The 23376-nt window shown below is 40.9% G+C and carries 22 protein-coding genes; all 22 read right to left on the minus strand.

Annotation, left to right across the window (positions count from 1 at the left end; translation table 11 throughout):
* Positions 1–6: 6 nt before the first annotated feature.
* A complete protein-coding gene (gene truB / locus FBF83_RS02270) occupies positions 7–903 on the minus strand; it encodes a tRNA pseudouridine(55) synthase TruB (RefSeq protein WP_136945517.1) in 897 nt (298 codons plus the stop codon).
* Between the two features lie 65 nt (positions 904–968).
* Positions 969–1319, minus strand: coding sequence for a 30S ribosome-binding factor RbfA (gene rbfA, locus FBF83_RS02275; RefSeq protein WP_048309785.1), 351 nt, complete (start codon positions 1317–1319; stop codon positions 969–971).
* 20 nt (positions 1320–1339) lie between these two features.
* Complete coding sequence (locus FBF83_RS02280; RefSeq protein ID WP_136945518.1) at positions 1340–1615, minus strand: DUF503 domain-containing protein; 276 nt, start codon at positions 1613–1615, stop codon at positions 1340–1342.
* On the minus strand, positions 1612–3693 hold the full coding sequence (infB, locus tag FBF83_RS02285; protein ID WP_136945519.1) for a translation initiation factor IF-2: 2082 nt from the start codon (positions 3691–3693) through the stop codon (positions 1612–1614). The genes FBF83_RS02280 and infB overlap by 4 nt, the downstream gene beginning before the upstream one ends.
* Positions 3694–3708: 15 nt before the next feature.
* The gene (locus FBF83_RS02290) at positions 3709–4014 is read right to left on the minus strand and encodes a YlxQ family RNA-binding protein (RefSeq protein WP_136945520.1); all 306 of its coding nucleotides are present in this window, start codon (positions 4012–4014) and stop codon (positions 3709–3711) included.
* Positions 4015–4278: an RNase P modulator RnpM gene (rnpM, locus tag FBF83_RS02295; RefSeq protein ID WP_276528439.1), complete on the minus strand. Its 264-nt coding sequence runs from the start codon at positions 4276–4278 to the stop codon at positions 4015–4017.
* Between the two features lie 30 nt (positions 4279–4308).
* Positions 4309–5418 (minus strand): transcription termination factor NusA, encoded by a 1110-nt coding sequence (gene nusA / locus FBF83_RS02300; RefSeq protein WP_136945521.1) that lies wholly within the window; start codon positions 5416–5418, stop codon positions 4309–4311.
* A 19-nt stretch (positions 5419–5437) separates the two neighbouring features.
* The gene (gene rimP / locus FBF83_RS02305) at positions 5438–5908 is read right to left on the minus strand and encodes a ribosome maturation factor RimP (protein WP_136945522.1); all 471 of its coding nucleotides are present in this window, start codon (positions 5906–5908) and stop codon (positions 5438–5440) included.
* 158 nt (positions 5909–6066) lie between these two features.
* Positions 6067–10359, minus strand: a complete 4293-nt coding sequence (locus FBF83_RS02310) for a PolC-type DNA polymerase III (protein WP_136945523.1) — start codon at positions 10357–10359, stop codon at positions 6067–6069.
* Positions 10360–10570: 211 nt separating this feature from the next.
* The gene (locus FBF83_RS02315) at positions 10571–12187 is read right to left on the minus strand and encodes a proline--tRNA ligase (protein WP_136945524.1); all 1617 of its coding nucleotides are present in this window, start codon (positions 12185–12187) and stop codon (positions 10571–10573) included.
* 45 nt (positions 12188–12232) lie between these two features.
* Complete coding sequence (gene rseP / locus FBF83_RS02320; protein WP_136945525.1) at positions 12233–13486, minus strand: RIP metalloprotease RseP; 1254 nt, start codon at positions 13484–13486, stop codon at positions 12233–12235.
* 15 nt (positions 13487–13501) lie between these two features.
* Positions 13502–14650 carry a 1-deoxy-D-xylulose-5-phosphate reductoisomerase gene (gene dxr, locus FBF83_RS02325; RefSeq protein WP_136945526.1) on the minus strand — a complete coding sequence of 383 codons (1149 nt, stop codon included), beginning with the start codon at positions 14648–14650 and terminating at the stop codon, positions 13502–13504.
* A 28-nt stretch (positions 14651–14678) separates the two neighbouring features.
* Positions 14679–15485: a phosphatidate cytidylyltransferase gene (locus tag FBF83_RS02330; RefSeq protein WP_136945527.1), complete on the minus strand. Its 807-nt coding sequence runs from the start codon at positions 15483–15485 to the stop codon at positions 14679–14681.
* A 21-nt stretch (positions 15486–15506) separates the two neighbouring features.
* The gene (locus tag FBF83_RS02335) at positions 15507–16274 is read right to left on the minus strand and encodes an isoprenyl transferase (protein WP_136946460.1); all 768 of its coding nucleotides are present in this window, start codon (positions 16272–16274) and stop codon (positions 15507–15509) included.
* Between the two features lie 91 nt (positions 16275–16365).
* Entirely contained in the window at positions 16366–16923 is a 558-nt protein-coding gene (gene frr, locus FBF83_RS02340) for a ribosome recycling factor (RefSeq protein WP_136945528.1), read from the minus strand.
* A gap of 2 nt (positions 16924–16925) precedes the next feature.
* Positions 16926–17651, minus strand: coding sequence for a UMP kinase (pyrH, locus tag FBF83_RS02345; RefSeq protein ID WP_136945529.1), 726 nt, complete (start codon positions 17649–17651; stop codon positions 16926–16928).
* Between the two features lie 73 nt (positions 17652–17724).
* Complete coding sequence (gene tsf, locus FBF83_RS02350; RefSeq protein ID WP_136945530.1) at positions 17725–18606, minus strand: translation elongation factor Ts; 882 nt, start codon at positions 18604–18606, stop codon at positions 17725–17727.
* 100 nt (positions 18607–18706) lie between these two features.
* The gene (rpsB, locus tag FBF83_RS02355) at positions 18707–19438 is read right to left on the minus strand and encodes a 30S ribosomal protein S2 (protein WP_048309800.1); all 732 of its coding nucleotides are present in this window, start codon (positions 19436–19438) and stop codon (positions 18707–18709) included.
* 219 nt (positions 19439–19657) lie between these two features.
* Entirely contained in the window at positions 19658–20434 is a 777-nt protein-coding gene (gene codY / locus FBF83_RS02360; RefSeq protein WP_136945531.1) for a GTP-sensing pleiotropic transcriptional regulator CodY, read from the minus strand.
* A gap of 22 nt (positions 20435–20456) precedes the next feature.
* A complete protein-coding gene (gene hslU / locus FBF83_RS02365) occupies positions 20457–21851 on the minus strand; it encodes an HslU--HslV peptidase ATPase subunit (RefSeq protein WP_136945532.1) in 1395 nt (464 codons plus the stop codon).
* Positions 21852–21882: 31 nt separating this feature from the next.
* The gene (gene hslV, locus FBF83_RS02370) at positions 21883–22422 is read right to left on the minus strand and encodes an ATP-dependent protease subunit HslV (RefSeq protein WP_048309803.1); all 540 of its coding nucleotides are present in this window, start codon (positions 22420–22422) and stop codon (positions 21883–21885) included.
* Positions 22423–22442: 20 nt separating this feature from the next.
* A complete protein-coding gene (gene xerC / locus FBF83_RS02375; protein ID WP_136945533.1) occupies positions 22443–23348 on the minus strand; it encodes a tyrosine recombinase XerC in 906 nt (301 codons plus the stop codon).
* Positions 23349–23376: the final 28 nt, after the last annotated feature.

Consider the following 23376-nt stretch of genomic DNA (forward strand, 5'->3'; position numbering starts at 1 on the left):
CTAACTTCATCTCGAAAACACTTTCTCAGGCTTCATTAAGCCAGGTTTCTCAGGATGTTTTTGATAGATTGCAATTGCTTCTCCGTCCTTATTGTACATAACAAGTCGATCCGCTGTCATCTCATCCACTTGAGGAAGCACAGCTCCATTTTGAAGCTTTTCTTCAAGCTCAGGTTCTACAGTTAAAGATGGCATTGCGGAAAGAGCGTATTCCATTGGGAATAGAGATAGTGTTTCCTCTTCTATCATCTGTTTAATCTCATCAAATGTCAAACATTCTTCTAGTTTAAACGGGCCTGAAGCGGTACGAATCAAAAAAGACATATGAGCTGGAAAACCAAGCTTTTCCCCAATATCCACCGCAAGTGTTCGAATGTATGTCCCCTTGCTACATGTGACACGAACAGGAATAGAGACAGTTCCTTCTTCATGAGTAACCTCTCCATTCAACTCTAGCTCATGTATAGTCGCTTTTCTAGATGGGCGGTCCACGACTTCTCCCTTAAAGGCATACTCGTATAGCTTCTTACCGTTTATTTTTACAGCGGAATACATTGGTGGAATTTGCTCAATATCTCCTCTGAACGCAGCAAGAGCTTCTTCTATCTCACTATTTGCTGGCAATCTGTCTACAATCTTTTCCTCCACTTTATCTCCAGACGCATCTTCTGTCGTCGTTGAAAAGCCTAGAGTAATTACAGCTTCGTACGTCTTTGAGAAATCAGTCATATACTGAGCCACTTTTGTCGCTCTACCAATGCAAAGAGGTAAAACACCTGTCACATCAGGATCTAAAGTTCCTGTATGACCAACCTTCTTTGTTCGTAAAAGCTTTCTTATAATGGCTACACAATCATGAGACGTCATGCCAGCCGGTTTTTTTAATGGTAAAATGCCGTTCATTCTCTTCCTCCTTTCACTCTGATGACATAGAGAAAGGATAGACATTCCTGTCTATCCCTTCATCATTACTCATCCGATTGATTTAAATCTGCAAGAAGTCTCTCGATTTTATTACCATAATCAATCGATTCATCGAACTCAAAGTAAATTTCTGGTGTTTTGCGAAGACGAATTCGTTTCCCAATTTCTGAACGGATAAACCCAGTCGCTTTCGCAAGACCGTTTAGGGTAGCTTCTTTCTTCTCTTCATCACCTAGTACAGTAATAAATACTGTTGCTTGCTGTAGATCATTCGTAACTTCAACAGCTGTTACCGTAACGAAACCTACGCGCGGGTCTTTGATTTTCCTGCTGATTATATCACCAAGTTCTTTCTTCATCTGTTCACCAACACGATTTGCGCGAACATTACTCATCGTTACACCTCGTTTCTTTCCTAAAGCCATTCATAAGTAGCTCGAGTGAGTTCGATATCAGGACGTGAATCAATCATTGAGACGGCACGCTGAAGCTCACGCTCGCAGGCAGTCTTACTTGAAGCGGTTGTGACGATACCTATTACCGTATGCTGCCACAGATCCTGACTATCAAGCTCAGAAACGGCCAGATTATAATGCTTCAGCCGGCTAATAACCGACTGAAGCACAGACCTTTTTTCTTTCAGAGATTGAGCATCATAAATGATGCATTCACATTCTACATAACCAATCACTTAGGCTTAACTTCCTCCATGATGTAAGCTTCAATAATGTCTCCTTCTTTCACATCATTGAACTTAGCAAGTGTAATTCCGCACTCGTACCCTTTCGCAACTTCTTTCGCATCGTCTTTAAAACGTTTCAGTGTATCCACATCACCTTCAAAGACTACGATGCCGTCACGAATGACACGAACACCAGAATTTCTTGTGATCTTACCTTCTGTTACATAAGAACCTGCAATAGTACCAACTTTGGATACTTTAAATGTTTCACGAACTTCAGCTTGACCAATAACCTTCTCTTCATAAACAGGGTCAAGCATACCTTTCATAGCAGATTCAATTTCATCAATTGCAGTGTAGATTACGCGGTGTAAACGAATCTCAACTTGTTCTGATTCAGCTACTTTCTTCGCATTCGTATCTGGACGTACGTTAAATCCAATGATGATTGCGTTAGATGCTGAAGCAAGAATAATATCTGATTCTGTAATTGCACCAACTGCTGTGTGAATAATATTAATCTTCACACCTTCTACTTCAATCTTACTAAGCGAGCCAGCAAGTGCTTCAACTGAACCCTGTACATCAGCTTTAACGATGATGTTAATGTCCTTCACATCGCCCTGCTGAATTTTATCAAATAGATCGTCTAGATTCATTTTTGAAGACTCTTTACGCTGTGCTTCAATTTTTTGTTGGTTACGTGCCTCTCCAACTTGACGAGCTGTTTTCTCGTCTTCAAATGCTACGAAACGATCTCCAGCGTGTGGAACATCACTTAGTCCTGTTACTTCAACAGGTGTTGATGGCGCTGCTGTTTCTACACGGTTACCAAGATCGTTAACCATTGCACGAACACGGCCAAATGTATTTCCTACTACTACCGGGTCACCTACTTTAAGTGTACCTTCTTGAACAAGGAGTGTCGCTACTGGGCCACGGCCTTTATCAAGCTGAGCTTCAATAACTGTACCTGTTGCAAGCTTATCCGGATTTGCTTTAAATTCTTCTACTTCAGAAATAAGAAGTATGGTTTCAAGAAGTTCGTCGATTCCTTCGCGCTTGATAGCAGAAAGGTTTACGAAAATTGTATCTCCACCCCATGCTTCAGAAACGAGTTCATACTCAGTTAGTTCCTGCATAACACGGTCAGGATTTGCACCTTCTTTATCCATCTTATTAACGGCAACGATAATTGGCACCTCAGCCGCTTTCGCATGGTTAATTGCTTCAACTGTTTGAGGCATAACACCATCATCAGCTGCAACAACAAGAATGGTAATGTCCGTTACTTTCGCACCACGTGCACGCATTGTTGTAAAGGCAGCGTGTCCAGGTGTATCCAGGAACGTAATTTTCTTATTCTTTTCTTCGATCTGATAAGCACCGATATGCTGTGTAATTCCGCCTGCTTCACCTTGGGTTACTTTCGTATCACGGATACCATCAAGTAGAGTTGTTTTACCATGGTCAACGTGACCCATGATTGTAACAACGGCAGGGCGCTCAACAAGCTTCTCTTCCTTGTCTTCGCTTGTGTAGTTATCAAGGTCTGTTACTTCAAATGGTTCTTCTTCTTCGACCTTGACGCCGTAGTCATCACAGATAAGTTCCATTGTGTCTTTATCAAGTTCCTGGTTAATTGTAGCCATTACACCAAGACCCATTAATTTCTTGATTAATTCTGAAGCATCTTTACCAAGCTTCTCAGCAAGCTGCCCTACAGTTAAAGAGCCCATAAATGTTACTTTTGAAGGCAGTCTTCTTGGAGCAGCCGTGTTTTTAGGAGGCTGTCCTTTACCACGACGGTTAGGACGTCGGCCGCCACGGCGGTTATTTGGTGCACTTTTACTTTTTGGATTTGCATTTGCTTTTGGGTTGTTTCGGTTATTTTTATTTTCCATACTGTTTTTGTCGCTTCCCTTTTTGGATTGTTTCGAATCGTTTTTGAGCTTATCAACTGTCTGATCGTCAATCACAGACATATGGTTATTCACCGTAATATTCATGCTCTTTAACTTTTCGATAACATCCTTACTAGTTGTATTATGTTCTTTTGCATATTCATGAATTCGCATCTTACTCAAACGATCACCCCCGAGTTATTGATCGAGAATCGCAAAGAGTTTCTTCGCAAAACCTGCGTCAGTAACGGCTATCGTGACTCGCTGAACTTTACCTATCGCATGGCCTAGTTCATATCGTCCTGTAACGGTACATACAGGCACTTTATAAGTAGTTGCTTTATCCGTTATTTTCTTTCTTGTGTTGTCAGATGCATCATTCGCTAATAAAATCAGTCTAGCATTCTTGCGTTGAATTTCTTTAACGACAAGTTCTTCTCCAGAAACGACTTTACCAGCGCGCTGAGCAAGTCCTAGAAGTGACTCCCAATTCTTACTCTTCATTTAGTTTGACCGCGATTCTTGTAGGTCAGTATATATATCTTCTGTCACTTCTGTTTTAAGATGAGCCGCTAATGAATTTCTCTTCTTGGCAAGCGCGAAGCACTCTTCACTATTGCAAAGATAAGCTCCTCGTCCATTCTTTTTACCCGTTTCGTCGATCGAAATAACACCTTCTGGTGATCGAACGACGCGAACGAGTTCCTTCTTAGGCTTCATTTCTTGACAGGCGACACATTTCCGCATCGGAATTTTACGTTTTTGCACGATGGACACCTCTCCTGATCTTTCAGTTGCTTAATCTAGCTCAGAATCTTCAGAATCGTTCTCTTCAAAAAGCGGTGCTTCATCAGGACTGTAGATCCCTTGCTCTTCAGCTTCTGATTGACTCTTGATATCGATCTTCCAGCCTGTAAGCTTTGCAGCAAGACGTGCATTTTGCCCACGCTTCCCAATTGCAAGTGAAAGCTGATAATCAGGTACGATAACCTGAGTCATTTTATTTTCTTCATCTACATTTACCTTAAGTACTTTTGAAGGGCTAAGCGCATTAGCTACATATTCGACGATGTCTTCAGACCAGCTTACAATATCGATCTTCTCGCCTTTAAGTTCGTTTACGATGGCTTGTACACGCTGTCCGCGCTGTCCAACACATGATCCTACCGGATCTACTTCAGGATCTTCTGCGTGAACGGCAATCTTTGAACGATCACCAGCTTCACGAGAAATGGATTTCACTTCTACTGTACCGTCAAAGATTTCAGGCACTTCAAGTTCGAATAAACGCTTAAGAAGGCCAGGATGAGTACGTGAAACCATCACCTGAGGCCCTTTTGTTGTTTTCTCAACCTTCGTAACATAAACCTTAATGCGGTCATGTGAATGATACGTTTCGTTCGGCATTTGTTCGCCTGCAGGGAGGAGAGCTTCAATACGTCCAAGGTCAACGTAAATAAAACGATGATCTTGACGCTGCACAATACCAGTCATGATATCGTCTTCACGATCAATAAATTCACTAAATATAATGCCTCTTTCTGCTTCACGTACACGCTGAGTAACAACTTGTTTAGCTGTTTGAGCTGCAATACGACCAAAATTACGAGGCGTAACTTCAATTTCAACAATATCCTCTAATTCATATTGTGGATCTATGTCTTTTGCATCTTCAAGAGAGATCTCAAGACGAGCATCTTCAACCTCTTCCACAACATCTTTACGAGCAAATACGCGAATTGATCCAGTATCTTGATTAAAGTCAACTCTAACATTTTGAGCCTGGTGGAAGTTTCGCTTATATGCAGAAATCAGCGCAGCTTCAATCGCCTCAACAATAATATCCTTGCTAATGCCCTTTTCCTTTTCAAGGACGGTCAGCGCATCTAATAAATCACTACTCTTCATTTTTCATTCTCCCCTTTAACTAAAAAACAACAGCAAGCCTTGCGCTTGCAACTTTTTCAAAAGGTAGTTCAACCTTCTTAATTCTTGTTTTTACTTTCTGTTCAATGACAACCGTTTCACCATCGAAGTCCGAAAGTTTGCCTTCAAAGCTTTTTTCCCCGTTAATGGGTTCATAGGTTGTCATATAGACTTGTTTACCTACTGCTTTTTCAAAGTCAGTCCTCTTCTTAAGCGGGCGCTCAGCACCAGGTGAGGATACTTCAAGGAAGTAAGGTTGCGTAATTGGGTCATGTTTATCAAGCTGTTCGCTTAATTTTTCGCTAATTGTACCGCACTCCTCGATATCTACGCCCTGAGGAGAATCGATATAGACACGGAGAAACCAATTCTTTCCTTCCTGCGTAAATTCTATATCTACGAGTTCCAGGTTCATTTCATCTACTATTGGTTTTACTAGTTCTTCAGTTACCGTAATCACATTTTCAGTCATTGGTTGTCCTCCTTTCTGATCCTGTACAGCAGGGTCCCAATCGAAAACGAAAGAGTGGGATAGCCCCACTCTTCCGTCGCGTGTTTATTCACTAGTATTTCCACAATTACTATACCATACTCATATCACCAATTCAACAGAGAAGCGAACGTGCTTCTCTAGAACAAACTAAGCTGATTGGCATCTGGTAAACCTTCGAGACAGCCATGGTCATCAAGATACTCAAGAACGGTCTTAGAGATCTTACTCCGCTGCTGAAGATCCTCCTTCGAAAGGAATTCTCCCCCGTCTTTAGCACTAACGATGTTAAGCGCTGCGTTCGTTCCAACTCCAGGTAGGGAATTGAACGGTGGTATCAGTGTATCTCCATCAACAACGAATTCTGCTGCTTTGGATCGATACAAGTCTACCTTTTGCATACGATAACCGCGTTCTGACATTTCAAGAGCAATTTCCATAACAGTAAGAAGGTTCTTCTCTTTTGGAGAAGCATCCAGTCCTTTTTCGTTGATTTCCTCGATTTTCGCTCGAATGGGATTTGACCCTTTTGACATCGTATCGATATCAAAGTCATCGGCTCTTACAGTAAAGTAAGCAGCGTAGAAAAGAATAGGATGATGCACTTTAAAGTAAGCAATTCGAACGGCCATTAAAACATATGCCGCTGCGTGAGCTTTCGGGAACATATATTTAATCTTTAAACATGAATCAATGTACCAATCTGGCACATCATGCTTCTTCATTTCAGCTACCCATTCTTCTTGTAGCCCTTTTCCTTTTCGGACAAACTCCATAATTTTAAAAGCAAGTGATGGATCAAGTCCTTTGTAGATTAAATAAACCATAATGTCATCACGACAACCGATTACTTCACTAAGGTTACAAGTACCTGCTTGAATTAACTCCTGCGCGTTGCCAAGCCATACATCAGTTCCATGGGAAAGACCTGAGATCTGAACAAGCTCTGAGAACGTGCTTGGTTTTGTGTCTTCAAGCATTTGACGTACAAATCGGGTTCCAAATTCCGGTATTCCGTAAGTGCCAGTTTTGCACATAATTTGGTCCTGCGTTACGCCAAGAGAATCCGTTCCGCTGAAGAGCTTCATTACCCCCTCATCATCGGTTGGGATCGTTTTTGGATCAATCCCACTTAAATCCTGCAGCATACGAATAACGGTCGGATCATCGTGCCCAAGGATATCTAACTTAAGCAAATTATCATGAATGGAGTGAAAGTCAAAGTGCGTCGTTTTCCATGCTGATGTTTTATCATCTGCAGGAAACTGTATCGGTGAAAAATCGTAAATGTCCATATAATCTGGTACAACGATAATACCACCCGGATGCTGACCTGACGTTCTCTTAACTCCAGTACATCCTGATACGAGACGATCGATTTCTGCCCCTCGATAATGCAGGTCATTATCCCCCATGTATCCTTTCACATAACCGTAAGCTGTTTTCTCAGCTACAGTTCCAATCGTTCCAGCACGAAATACATTATCTTCACCAAAAAGCTCTTTCGTATAGTTATGGGCACGCGGTTGATATTCTCCTGAGAAGTTCAAATCGATATCGGGAACTTTATCCCCTTTAAATCCAAGGAATGTCTCAAATGGTATATCGTGACCATCTTTAATTAATGTAACGCCGCAGTCCTCACATGATTTGTCTGGAAGATCAAAGCCAGATCCTACTGATCCATCATTAAAGAACTCCGACTTTTTGCATGTTGGACAAACATAATGTGGAGGGAGCGGATTCACTTCGGTAATCTCGGTCATTGTTGCAACAAAAGATGAACCGACTGAACCACGTGAACCAACTAGATAGCCATCGTTAAGGGATTTCTTAACAAGCTTATGTGAAATTAAATAAATAACGGCAAATCCATGTCCAATAATACTTTTCAATTCTTTTTCAAGTCGCTCTTCAACAATTGATGGTAATTCATCTCCATATATACTGCGAGCCATACTGTAACTCATTTCTCGCATTTCCTCATCTGCGCCCTCAATTCTAGGCGTGAACAAATCATCTTTAATCGGTTTAATATCATCGATTAAGTCTGTCACTTTCTGAGGATCACGCACAACAATTTCCTTTGCTTTATCCGAACCTAGAAAATGGAAACAATCCAGCATTTCATTTGTTGTACGGAAATGAACTTGTGGTAACGTCTGTCGATTTAATGGATTACCAGCCTGAGCTTTAATCAGTATTTTACGGTAAATATGATCTTCAGGTTCAAGGTAATGGACGTTACCTGTCGCAACAACTGGTTTATCGAGTTTCTCCCCAAGCTTCACGATTTTACCGATGATTTCTCTAAGAGCCATTTCATCTTGTACTAACTCTTTCTCAATTAGATGCATATAGTTCTGTGGAGGTTGCACCTCCAAATAATCATAGAATTTCGCAATTTCTTCGACTTCTTCTGGCGACTTTTGCATCATGCCTTCGAAGACTTCACCTTTATCACAACCTGAACCGATTAGTAATCCTTCCCGGTATTTCTCAAGCTTTGATCTTGGTATACGAGCCGTGCGATAGAAATAGTCGATATGTGAAAGAGATACAAGTTTAAATAAGTTTTTTAACCCCACATCATTTTTTGCAAGAATGATTGCATGTGATGGCCGAGTTCGTTGGAAACCAGTCTGTCCCATATTATCATTTAACATATTATGATTGGTTATATCACGTTCAAGCGCATCTTTCACTAGCTTCCATAATAGATACCCTGTTGCCTCAGCATCATAAATAGCTCTATGATGTTGTGTAAGATCAATATCAAACTTTTTACAAAGCGTATTTAAGCGATGATTTCGCATTTCGGGATATAGAAACCGGGCAAGTTCCAACGTATCGATAACGGGATTCGTTGCCTCTCCTACACCGATATTTCGTAAGCCAACGTTTAGAAAACCCATGTCAAAGCTTGCGTTATGAGCAACGAGAATATCATCACCAATAAATTCGTAGAAATCTTTGATCACGTCTTCGATTTCAGGAGCGTTCATTACCATATCATCCGTTATACCAGTAAGCTCAATTGTAGTCGAGGAAAGAGGATGGTGCGGATTCGCAAATCGCTCGAATTTATCAACGATTTCTCCATCTTTCAACTTTACAGCTGCAAGCTCAATAATTTTATTATAGACAGCTGAAAGTCCCGTGGTCTCAACGTCAAATACGATATAGGTTCCTGTTTCAAGATCTCGGTCCGCTTCATTATATGCCATAGGTACACCATCATCCACGAGATCCGCTTCGAGTCCATAGATCACTTTAATATTGTTTTTCTGTCCTGCAGCGTAAGCATCTGGAAACGATTGAACAACGTTATGATCAGTAATTGCAATAGCAGGATGTCCCCACTTCGCAGCTTGAGCGATTAAACTTCCTGCAGTGCTGACTGAATCCATTTGACTCATTTGTGTATGCGCATGTAGCTCAATTCTTTTCTCATCTTCAGGTGCTTCATCAACTCTTAGATCTGGTTTAATCTCTGTTAAATCATTTCCAATCATGACGAGATCTCGAACGAATGTATCGTTCTGAATTCCGCCCCTCACTTTGACCCATATTCCTTTACGAACGGCTTCTAGAATTGGCACATCTTCTTTATCACGAGAGAACATTTTGACAAGGATCGAATCTGTATAATCCGTAATTTTGAAAGTCAGTAACGTACGACCGCTCCGTAGTTCTTTTGTTTCCGCGTGGAAAACATAACCCTGAACGGCAATGCGGCGCTCTTCATCTTGAATCGTTTCAATTGGCACAGGATCTTCTTTAATTTTATAACCAATAACTAGAGAGTCAGGGACTTGACCTTTGCTTGAAGCATTATCAGCTTTTTGTTTCTCAATCAATGCTTCCATCATCTTCGACTGATCTTCTTGTTGCTTCTGCTCTACAAATTTTTGATAATCCTGCTGTGATTCTTTTACTTCGATCTCAAGCATATATTTCGGAAAACCAGCTGCGAGATAGCAATCAGTAAGCGGTCCTGCAAGCTTACGCTTCGCAATAGCGGCTTCCGTTTCATTTCGCACGGTTACAATCAGTTTATTTCCACTAATTTTAGGTGCTTGACTTTTCAAGAGCGCAGTAAGCGATGCTGAATGCTCCTGCATGAGTTCAACAACATTTTCCCAATAAGCAGCTGCAAGCTCCTCTGATCCTCCCCCATCAGTTGAGATGGTGTAAGAAACTGAAGCGATATGACGTAACCCCTCAATTAGACGGCTTTGAAAAAGCTCATACACATGAAACGGCAGTACATCAGGGAGGTGGAAATCAAAATGCCATTTTCTCGTCTCTTTATATACTGTTAGCTTTGAAATATAGCCCTCTTTAAAATATTCCTCAAACTTATCAGGAAATGATATTTGCTGAAGGAGCAGCTGAAGACGTTCTTTCCTTATTTTTAAATCCTGGTCCATCCAATTCTTCCTCCTTCTTAACCAATGGCTCTTTTCTAAAAGATTGTTCTATAGAGAACACCACTTTGCTGATTGGAGCGGAAGGTGCTCGACTCCTGTGGGACTAACAAATCAACCTCTACTCTTATAGAAACAAAGTATACGGAAAGAGCCTAACTAACACACGAACGAAAAAAAAGGTGGAAGGTACCACTGGCACCTATCCACAATTTTAGTTCATTTGTTCTAAAAGTTGCTGAAGTGTCGAGTTCAAGTTATCTACAGGCACTTCAACAGATTCTCCTGTATCTCTACGTTTAACTTCTACAATACCTTCATTTGCTTTTTTACCAACGACAACTCGTATTGGTAGTCCAATCAAATCAGCATCTTTAAACTTCACACCAGCACGTTCCTTGCGGTCATCGTAAAGCACGTCATGTTCATTCTTAAGTGAGTCATAAAGACGATCCGATAATGCACTTTGATCGGCATCCTTCACATTAATTGTAATCAAATGAACATGATATGGTGTTACAGCAAGTGGCCAACATAAACCATTGTCATCTGCAGTTTGCTCCGCAATTGCAGCAAGAGTTCTTGATACACCTATACCGTAACAACCCATGATAATCGGTTTAGCTTTACCACCTTCATCAAGAAACTTGGCCCCCATCGTTTCACTATAATTTGTACCAAGCTTGAACACCTGTCCAATTTCAATACCTTCAGCGAATACAATTGTTCCGTTCCCATCTGGAGAAGGATCTCCTTCTTGAATGAAGCGAAGGTCTTCATAACGTTCAATGGTTAGGTCACGATCAGGGTTTACATTATGATAAGCATGTGCACCTTTGATTGAGCCATTGACTACAGCCTTAACCGCAGTATCTGCTATGATTTTACCTTCGAATTCCTTTAAATCTATTTCTTCATTTTGAACTTCAACCATATTTGTTCCAAAAAGGTTCTTTACCTTAATTTCGTTCAATTCATGATCGCCTCTTACAAGAATAGCAATCAAATCGTCTTCAATCTTCATAACAGCTGCATTAATTTGGCGATCTAAGGCAGTTTCAGATTCACCTTTTGCTAATGGAGACTCAAGCTCATCTGACTTCTCGTACTTAACGTGCACTTCTGCCATTTCAATATTAGCCGCATAGTCAGAAGAGTCACTATAAGCAATCGTATCTTCACCAACACTAGAAAGAGCCATGAACTCTTCTGTATCTTTACCACCCATTGCACCAGAATCAGCAACAACTGGTCTAAAGTTCAGTCCAAGTGTGGTGAATATTTTACTATATGTCTCATGCATTAGTTTATAAGCTTCATCGAGCTGTTCTTCTGAAGAATGAAATGAGTAAGCATCCTTCATAATAAACTCTCTTCCGCGTAGTAAACCAAAACGAGGGCGTCTCTCATCACGATACTTCGTCTGAATTTGATAAAGTGTAACCGGTAGTTGTTTATATGAACTTAATTCATCACGAACAAGGCTTGTAATAAGCTCTTCATGAGTAGCCCCTAGAGCAAACGGGCGACCGTGACGATCTTTCAGTCTCATCAACTCAGGGCCGTATACGTTCCAACGACCTGTTTCTTGCCAAAGCTCAGCTGGCTGAATAGCAGGCATTAGCAACTCCTGAGCGCCTGCTTCATCTAATTCTTTTCGTATTACTTGTTCAATTTTTGATAATACTTTTTTACCTAGTGGCAAGTATGAATAAATGCCGGAAGCATTTTGACGCATAAAACCCGCTCGGACAAGGAGCTGATGACTTTTAATTTCGGCATCGGCTGGATTGTCTCGAAGGGTTGGATTAAAGTATTTAGATTGTTTCATAAACTGCACCTCATTTCATTCTTCAAAACGGGTTTTGCTACTCTCTTATAAAAAGAAACGTTGGATATCATTCCATGTTACGACAAGCATGAGTAACATCAGGAACGAAAACCCTATAAAGTGTACAAGACTTTCTTTTTGTGGATCAATCGGCTTCCCTCTTAATGCCTCAACCCCTATAAATAGAAGTCTCCCTCCGTCAAGTGCCGGAAGCGGAAGCAAGTTAAAGATACCAAGGTTAATACTTAAGAAGGCTGCCCATCTCATAAGGACATAAAGACCACCAGAAGCAGCTTCTTCTGTGTAACTATAGATCCCAACTGGTCCACTGAACGCATCAATGGAAAGCTGACCTGTAACCAATTGACCTAACCCAACGAAAATGGCTTTTGAAAACTCAATCGTTGATGAGAATCCAAATGCGATTGAATCAAAGAAATTCACTTCATAAGAAGGGGCAACACCAATTCTACCAACAGATTGATTTTCTGTAAGCTTCTGCTTCTCAGGTGTAATGGATAACGTAACTGCTTCTCCTTCACGATCCACTTTAAAACCAAGCTGGTTGTTAGCATTGTCTTGAATGATGGAAGTCATTTTGTCCCAGCTTGTTATTTCTGTACCATTAATTTCTGTAATAACATCACCATTCATCAATCCAGCTTGTTCGGCTGGACTACCTTCTACAACTTCACTAACCTGGTTCGTTGGCGTTCCTTGTAATAATCCTAGAGCAATGAAAATTACGATTGCCAGTAAGAAGTTCATTACTGGACCCGCAAAAATAGCTAGGAAGCGATCCCATAGTGACTTCGAACCAAACTGACGATCAATTGGAGCGATTTGAAATTCAGAACCATCCATCACATAATGAGAAATTTCATCGATCTGGTAGGTCACCGCAGGCTCATCTTCACCTTCATATCCCTTGATATAAAGTCCACGCTCTAGATCTGCTTCTTCTACCGTTACTTCTTTTAAATTCGTGTAAGCTGATTTTTGATTGATAACAATCTTTTCAACTTTATTAGCGTTATTGAACAAAAGCCCGACACGCTGTCCGGGTTTCAGTTCGATCATTTCGGGATCTTCTCCGGCCATACGAACAAAGCCACCAAGAGGCAATAATCTTATGGTATAAACTGTTTCGCCCTTCTTGATTGTAAATAGCTTTGGTCCGAAGCCTATTGCGAATTCTCGGCAAAGAATTCCTGCGCGCTTTGCGAGGAGCAAATGACCCAATTCATGGAAAAAGACAAGCGCTCCGAATATGATAATGATCGAAATCACAGTATTCATACCCACGTACCACCTTTATTTAATTAATGACTGAACTCGCAATCTTGTTTCTGAATCAATTTCAAGAATTTCATCAAGCGAAGCATGTTGAATGCTATTATGGTTTTCCATCGCTTGTTCTACGAGCTCTTCGATCGTTAAGAAATCGATTTTACCTTCGAGAAATGCAGCAACAGCGGTTTCATTGGCTGCATTAAGGACAGCTGGTAATGAACCACCAGTACGGCCAGCTTCGTATGCAAGCTTTAACGCACGGAATCGGTCAAAATCCACTTTCTCAAAGTGAAGCTTGCCAACTTCCCATAAGTTTAACCGTTTTGCATTTCTGATTTCAAGTCGATCAGGATAGCTAAGTGCATATTGAATCGGAATTCGCATATCCGGAGTACCTAGATGGGCCATTACACTACCGTCTATGTACTCTACCATTGAGTGTATAATGCTTTCTTTGTGAAGTATAACATCAATCTGATCATATGGCGTTCCAAACAACCAGTGTGCTTCAATCACTTCAAGCCCTTTATTCATCATCGTAGCTGAGTCAATCGTAATTTTTGCTCCCATTGACCAGTTAGGATGATTCAGCGCATCATGTACGCTAACACCTTCTAATTCATCTCGTTTCTTGTCACGAAAACTACCACCAGAAGCTGTCAAAATCAGGCGCTCCATTTGCTCCTGCTTTTCTCCATGTAAACATTGAAATAGAGCTGAATGTTCACTATCAACAGGAAGTAACGCTGATCCATGTCGCTTTGCTGCTTCTGTTACTAAATGTCCCGCGGTTACGAGTGTTTCCTTGTTTGCAATTGCGATGGTTTTACCTTGTTCTATAGCAGAAAGAGTTGGGGAAAGACCAATACTACCCAGAATTGCATTAACAAGTACTGTTGTATCAGGATGACAGGCCACTTCTAACAGACCTTCTTCTCCGAAAACAATCTTTGTTTTTCTTGAAATAATTCTCCTTAGTGATTCGGCATCTTCCCTGTGCTGAACCGATAGTAATTTTGGGTGAAATTCTTCTGCAATTTCAACGGCTTTTTTTACGTTTTTTCCTACCGAAACGGCAACTAGGGAAAACAAGTCAGGGTGCATTCTCACGATATCAAGAGTCTGTATTCCAATGGAACCAGATGCTCCTAGTAAGCTGATTTTCTTCAAACGACCTGTTCCTCCAATCCACTTAGTTTTAAACTAAGTTAAGTAAATGAAGAAGGGGGAGAACGAAAATAAGACTATCAAATCGATCAAGTATCCCTCCATGTCCGGGTAAAATGCTGCCAGAATCTTTCACACCATAATGGCGTTTGAAAGCAGATTCAACTAGGTCACCAATTTGACCAAAAACAGACGTTAGAACAGAGACGACAATGACCGTAATCATTGATTCATAAACAGGGTAGATAAGCTGGAAGACAACTCCTACCACTAGTGCCATGACGACTCCACCGACTGCGCCTTCAACCGTCTTATTAGGAGATATATGTGGCCATAGTTTCTTCTTCCCTAAAGACCGTCCTACAAAATACGCACCAGAATCAGAGGCCCAAATTAGAAAAATAATAAAAAACAGATGCACCATACCATCTAATTCGCTATCTCCTAAATAACGCGTGGCCGTAAAATAATAGAAACCTAGACCAACGTATAGGGAGGCCATCATGATGAATGAACTTTCATCAAAGCTATATTTATTCTTTGTAAGCACAGTCATTGCTAGAAGAATGAGCAAGCCAAAGAATAACAAATCGATTTTAGTAAAGACAGATGACGTAAGGGCTGCAATCCAAGCATCAGGCATTACTAGAACCCAGGTCCCCGAAATAGCAAGTAACCCTGGAAGTGAAACTAAAGTGATTTTTTTCATTAATAGCAGTTCAATCATTCCAATTGTAGCTACAAGTGCCATAAGAATAATGAACGGCCAGTCTCCTAAAATTATCATACCTAACAATAGGGCGCCAAAAATCACACCCGTAATAACACGTTGTTTCATTACGTTAATGTCCTCCTACACTTACACCCCACCGTAACGTCTTCCTCGTCGCTGATATTCCTGTACAGCCTCAAGAAAATGATGCTCTGTAAAATCTGGCCACAGTACTTCAGTAAACCACAGTTCAGTATAAGCTAGTTGCCAGAGCATAAAGTTACTTAGGCGAATTTCGCCGCTTGTCCGTATTAATAGGTCAGGATCAGGATATTGGCTACTGAGTAAATACGAAGAAATCTTCTCTTCAGTAATATCTTCCTCAGTCAGTATCCCCTTTCTAACGTCACTTAATAACCTTTGCATAGCCATTTTCATTTCATGTCGACTTCCATAGTTCAGCGCAAAATTAAGAATGAGTCCGGTATTGTCTTTCGTGTCTTTCACTGCCTTACTAATGGCTTTGAACGTGTGGGGGGGTAGTTGCTCTCGTTCTCCCATTATTCTAACTTGTACGTTCTGCTCGATTAACTCTGGCAGATGACTAAGTAGAAACTGTTCCGGGAGTTTCATTAAAAAGTCTACTTCCTCTTTCGGTCGCTTCCAATTTTCTGTTGAAAAGGCATAAAGCGTTAGGTAATTTACCCCAAGGTCGTTAGCTTTTCTTACAATCTTCTTAACGACTTTCACACCTTCACGGTGGCCAGCCACACGCGGGAGACCTCGCTTCTTCGCCCAGCGTCCATTGCCATCCATAATGATCGCAATATGTCCTGGGATATTAGCAGATGTGTTTATTTCAAAATGTTCCTCATCTTCATTCTTTCTCATCCAGTTCGAGAACTTCCCAAGCATTGCAAATCCTCCATTGTGTCGCTTACTTAACAAAAAAACCCCCTGTGGGAAAAGAGGGTTCTTTTATTATCTTATTTTACATGTTATTGAATTAGACTGCCATGATTTCTTTTTCTTTATCTGCCGCAATGCTATCCGCTTCAGCTACAAATTTATCCGTTAGCTTCTGCACATCATCATTGCCACGACGAAGTTCGTCTTCTGTAATATCGCCATCTTTTTCTTTCTTCTTAAGTTCATCGTTAGCATCGCGACGGATGTTACGGATAACAACCTTGCTTTCTTCAGCGTATTTCTTAACGAGCTTCACTAGATCTTTACGACGCTCTTCCGTAAGAGCTGGAATTGTAAGGCGAATCACGTTACCATCGTTTGAAGGTGTTAGGCCAAGATCTGATTTAAGGATTGCTTTCTCGATATCCCCTACAGATGACTTATCATATGGTTGAATTAATAGCATACGAGCTTCCGGCACAGTAATACCAGCAAGCTGGTTAACAGGAGTTGGTGCGCCGTAGTAGTCTACTTGGATTTTGTCTAGAAGAGAAGCGTTTGCTCTTCCAGCTCTTAATGTAGCTAACTCTTTCTTAAAGCTTGTTATTCCGTTCTGCATACGTTCTTCAGCGTTTTTCAAAATTTCTTTTGGCATTCTTAATCTCTCCCTTTTACAACTGTTCCGATTTCTTCGCCACAAATGGCACGTTTAATGTTACCTTCTTCCATGATAGAGAAGACAACGAGCGGGATATCATTATCCATACAAAGTGAAGAAGCTGTGGAATCCATAACTGCTAGACCTTCTTTAAGCACATCAAGGTATGAAAGCGTATCATACTTCTTCGCATTTGCATCGATAGATGGATCTGCTGTGTATACTCCGTCTACGTTATTCTTAGCCATCAAAATAACGTCAGCTTCAATTTCGGCTGCACGAAGAGCTGCCGTCGTATCTGTTGAGAAGTAAGGGTTACCCGTTCCTGCAGCAAAAATAACAACGCGTTTTTTCTCTAAGTGTCGTATTGCTTTACGGCGGATGTAAGGTTCTGCTACCTGTCTCATTTCGATTGAAGTTTGAACACGCGTTTCTACCCCAATACTTTCAAGACTATCTTGCATTGCAAGTGAGTTCATAACTGTTGCAAGCATGCCCATATAATCAGCTGTAGCACGGTCCATTCCCATTTCACTGCCTACTTTACCACGCCAGATGTTTCCACCACCGACGACAACGGCTACTTCAACACCCATTTCGTGAATTTCTTTCACTTGTGATGCGATAGACTGAACAATTGTTGGTGAAATCCCTTGACCTTCTCCACCAGACAATGCTTCTCCGCTTAATTTTAACACAACGCGTTCATACTTGGCTCCGCTCATTTTAACCCTCCAGCATGTTTTTCATTATTTGTTCTTGAAAAATAGGGAACACAACGTGTTCCCTATCAATGTTTTACTTCTTCACTTGAGACATAACTTCATCAGCGAAGTTATCTTCACGCTTCTCCATGCCTTCTCCAACTTCGTAGCGGATAAAGCCTTTTACAGTAGCGCCTTTAGATTCAACATACTTTCCAACTTTTTGATCAGTGTCTTTAACAAACGGCTGATCAACAAGAGAGATTTCTTCGAAGAACTTGTTGATACGACCTTCTACCATCTTCTCAACAATTTTCTCTGGCTTACCTTCGTTAAGAGCTTGTTGCTTAAGTACTTCGCGCTCGCGCTCAACTTCTTCAGCTGGAACAGCGTCACGAGATACGAAACGAGGGTTAACTGCAGCTGTATGCATCGCTACGTCTTTTGCAACTTCTTCATCTGTTGTTCCTTCAAGAAGAGTTAGAACGCCAATACGTCCTCCCATGTGAAGGTATGCACCGAATGCATCTGCATCAGTTTTCTCAACGATTTGGAAGCGACGAAGAGAAATTTTCTCACCGATCTTAGCAATTTTTTCGTTTAGGAATTCAGTAACTGTTTGTCCGTTTTCCATTTTGCTTTCAAGAGCTGCGTCAACAGACTCAGGGCTAGTTTTAAGGAGGTGATGAGAGATATCATTGATTAGTGAAGTGAAGCTCTCGTTCTTTGCAACAAAGTCAGTTTCAGAGTTGATTTCAGCGATTACTGCTTTGTTTCCTTCAACAGCGATAGTTGCAAGACCTTCTGCTGCTACACGGTCAGCTTTCTTAGCTGCTTTAGAGATACCTTTCTCACGAAGCCAGTCGATCGCTTTGTCCATGTCACCGTCGTTTTCTGTTAGAGCTTTTTTACAATCCATCATACCCGCACCAGTTTGTGCACGCAATTCTTTTACCATTTGAGCTGTTACTGCCATTAGTAATTCCTCCTTGAATTATGATATGTAATCATACCCTTTTGGGTTAAAAAAAGGTGATAAAGGGGTTTGAGTTCCCCTTTATCACCCCTTTGTGTTCTTATACAGATGTTTCTTCAGTTTCTACCGCTTCAACTTCTGCTTCTTCTTCTACTTTGCTAACTTCGATAATAGCGTCAGCCATTTTAGCAGTAAGAAGTTTCACAGCGCGGATTGCATCGTCGTTACCAGGGATAATATAGTCGATCTCATCTGGATCACAGTTTGTATCCACGATCGCAACGATTGGGATATTAAGCTTACGAGCCTCAGCAATAGCGATACGCTCTTTACGAGGGTCGATTACGAACAATGCGTCTGGAACGCCGTTCATGTCTTTAATACCACCAAGGAATCTTTCAAGGCGATCCATTTCTTTTTTAAGAAGCATAACTTCTTTCTTAGGTAGTACTTCGAAAGTGCCGTCTTCTTGCATCTTCTCAAGGCTCTTCAGGCGGTTAATACGCTTTTGAATTGTTTCAAAGTTCGTAAGTGTTCCACCCAACCAACGTTGGTTGATGAAGTATTGGCCAGCACGGATTGCTTCATCCTTAACGGAATCTTGCGCTTGCTTTTTCGTACCTACGAAAAGAACTTTACCACCGTCCTGAGCAATGTCACGAACGAAGTTATAAGCCTCTTCGACTTTCTTCACTGTTTTTTGAAGATCGATAATGTAGATACCGTTTCTTTCAGTGAAGATATAAGGTTTCATTTTCGGGTTCCAACGACGTGTCTGGTGACCGAAGTGTACCCCAGCTTCAAGAAGCTGTTTCATAGAGATTACTGCCATGATTGTGTTCCTCCTAATGGTTTTTTTAGCCTCCGCTTGCATCGTGTCTGAGAAAAACTGCAGTCGCAGCACCACTTCCCAAATCAACAAGCGTGTGTGATTAACACCGTTGATTAATATAACATATAGAATTTAATGCCGCAAGTTTAATTTGCAAAATACACTAATACCTATAGTAGAGAGACATAAAAACGCTCCGGTTAGACCGGAGCGTAAGTGTTATTGTGTTTTAAGTTTTGATAGCTCTACTAGAAACTTATCGTTAAGGACTTTAATATAAGTCCCTTTCATACCTAGTGAGCGTGACTCAATAACGCCGGCACTCTCTAACTTACGTAGTGCGTTCACGATAACTGAACGAGTAATTCCTACACGGTCAGCAATTTTACTAGCAACTAGAAGACCTTCATTTCCTTCAAGTTCTTCGAAAATGTGCTCAATTGCTTCTAGCTCACTGTAAGAAAGAGAAGAAATAGCCATTTGAACAACAGCTTTATTTCTTGCTTCTTCTTCAATTTCTTCTGCTTTCTCATGTAGAATCTCCATACCTACTACTGTAGCACCATATTCAGCTAGCAATAGGTCATCATTTGAGAAAGAATCGCTTAAACGAGAAAGAATTAGCGTACCTAGACGGCTTCCGCCACCTACGATAGGAACAATCGTAGTAAGACCCTTTTCAAATAGGTCACGATTCTCTACTGGAAACGCTGTGTACTCGCTTGTAATATCAAGGTTTGAAGACGTTTCAGTAATGTTGAATAGGTTTTGTGTATACTCTTCAGGGAATTGACGCTCAGAAAACATCTTCTTCATACGCTCATTCTCGATTTCCTGATTAATCGCGATTCCAAGTAGCTTCCCTCTACGGCTAACCACATAGACGTTCGCCATAATAACGTCACGAAGCGTTTCTGCCATGTCTGTAAAATTAACTGGTCCTTCTGATTTTTGTAGCATTCCATTAATTTTTCTTGTTTTTTCAAGTAAATTCATAGTTATTTTCCTCCTGCTAGTGTTATAAGATGAATTGGCTGAGGTCACGGTTCTTCGCGATAGAAGCTAGCTTCTCCTCAACATACTCTGGTGTAATCGTAATGCTTTCAAGATTAATATCCGGTGCTTCGAACGAGAGATCTTCTAGAAGTTTTTCTAGAATTGTATGAAGTCTACGTGCACCAATATTGTCAGTATCTTGATTTACTTCCGTGGCAATTGTGGCAATTTTATGAATAGCATCGTCTGAAAATTCAACTTTTATACCTTCGGTTTCTAATAAAGCTGTATACTGCTTCACAAGTGCATTATCAGGCTCTGTTAAAATGCGTTTAAAGTCATCAATTGTTAAACTATTAAGCTCAACGCGAATTGGAAATCTCCCTTGGAGTTCCGGAATTAAATCAGACGGTTTCGACATGTGGAATGCTCCAGCTGCCATAAACAAAATATGGTCAGTCTTCACGGGGCCATACTTCGTCGTCACTGTTGATCCTTCAACAATTGGTAGAATGTCTCTTTGGACACCTTCCCTTGAAACATCTGCAGATTGTTGACTCTTTCCAGCAACCTTATCGATTTCATCAATGAAAATGATTCCCGATTGCTCCGTTTTCGAAACAGCATCTTGTGCTACTTCATCCATATCAACCAGTTTAGCAGCTTCATCCTGAGTTAACACTTTCCGCGCCTCAGAAACTGGTAGCTTACGTTTTTTCTTTTTCTTTGGCATAAAGTTACCGAGCATATCCTGCATGTTCATACCCATTTGCTCCATGCCAGCGCCTTGAAACATATCCATCATCGAATTGTTTTGTTCTTCAACCTCAACTGTAATCATCCGATCTTCTAGTTCTCCAAGTGCAAGCTGCTGTGCAATTTGCTTTCTTCTTGAAGCGATCGATTGATCTTCAGAAGTGGACTGTGCGTTGGTCTCTTCTTGCCCTTGATTACCAAATAACATTTCAAGCGGATTTTTGTATTGTGTTTGCTTCTTACTAGAAGGTACGAGTAATTCTACAATACGCTTGTTTGCATTTTCCTCCGCTTTGCCCTTCACCTGTTCCATTCGGTCTTCTTTGACAAGTCTGATCGATGTCTCAACAAGATCGCGAACCATTGATTCAACGTCTCGTCCTACATAACCTACTTCAGTAAATTTCGTTGCTTCTACTTTAATGAAAGGAGCATTTACAAGTCGAGCGAGCCGTCTTGCAATTTCTGTTTTCCCTACGCCTGTAGGTCCAATCATTAAAATATTCTTCGGATTTACTTCATCTTTCAGTTTATCGCTTAAAAGACCTCGGCGATATCGATTCCGCAGCGCAACCGCTACAGCTTTTTTTGCATCATTCTGACCAACAATATACTGATCAAGCTTTTCAACAATTTGTCTTGGTGTTAATGGATTAGACATACGATCTCCTCCAAAAGATACAGTTTTGATACTAAATGGTTTCTACGATAATCTGGTCGTTTGTATAAACACAAATTTCTGAGGCTATTTCCATAGATGCTCGCGCAATCTCTTCCGCACTTTTGTTTTCGCTGTATCGTTTAAGTGCTCGACCTGCCGAAAGTGCATAATTAGAGCCTGACCCAATGGAAAGGATGCCATCATCAGGCTCAATTACTTCACCTGTTCCAGAAATAAGGAGTAGCTCATCTTTATTCATCACAATAAGCATTGCTTCTAACTTTCTTAGCACACGGTCGCTTCGCCATTCTTTAGCAAGTTCTACCGCAGCTCTCTGAAGGTTTCCACCATATTCTTCAAGCTTGCTTTCAAATTTCTCGAATAAGGTAAATGCATCTGCTACTGACCCTGCAAATCCTGCAATTACTTTGCCATGGAAAAGTCGTCTAACTTTTTTGGCTGTATGTTTCATTACGACAGCATTTCCGAATGTTACCTGGCCATCTCCCGCCATTGCACATTCACCATTATGTCGCACTGCAAAAATTGTCGTTGAATGAAAGTCTCCCATAAGTTCCTCCTCCCGAGCGATTAAGCTCTTGGGTGATGGTTCATGTATATCGTTTTCAATCGATCACCTGTAACATGTGTATAAATTTGTGTGCTCGAAAGATTCGAATGCCCTAAAAGTTCTTGAACTGACCGTAAGTCGGCTCCCTCATTCAGCAAATGTGTTGCGAACGTGTGTCTCATCACATGTGGGCTTATATGTACATGCAATGAAGCGTCTTTGACAATCTTATCAAGGATTGTGCGAACACCTCTTGCTGTTACTCTAGCACCTCTAAAGTTCAAAAACAGAGCCTTTGTAGGTTCCTTTGCTGACGAAAGGAGTTTCGAGCGCCCGTCATCAATATACTCTTTAATTGCATCTATAGCGAAACTACCAATTGGTACGTACCTTTCTTTGCGTCCTTTACCAGTAACAAAGATTGTACCAATAGCAAAATCAATATCTTCTAAATCAAGCGCTACACATTCACTAACACGAATACCACATCCGTATAGTACTTCGAGCAGTGCCTTGTCTCTCTGTCCTAGGGGTGTATTTAAATCAGGCGCTTCAAATAATTGACTCAATTCTTGCTCATAGAGAAATTGTGGAAGACGTTTTTCTTGCTTCGGCAGTGAACTCATTGTAAAAGGGTTTATTTCTACAATGTTTTCCCTTAAAAGAAAGCGATACAAGCTTCTTAACGTCGAGATTTTCCTCGCAGCCGTTTTCCTTGCATAACCTCTCTCATGAAGTTCCGTTAAATAAATCCTAACGTCTACATAAGAAACAGCAGCAAGGACATCGATAGTCTGCTGCTTCATAAAAGACTTAAAGTGTTCAATGTCCTGTAAGTAACCTGAGATCGTATGTGGTGAACAATTTTTTTCAATCTGAAGATATTCAGAAAATGACTGAATATGAGCTTGCTGATTGTTATTCATAGTTATCACCTCAAAAGGCTTCTAAATC

It is taken from the genome of Guptibacillus hwajinpoensis, from assembly GCF_005144865.1.
GTDB classification, from domain to species: Bacteria; Bacillota; Bacilli; order Bacillales; family Guptibacillaceae; genus Guptibacillus; species Guptibacillus hwajinpoensis_A.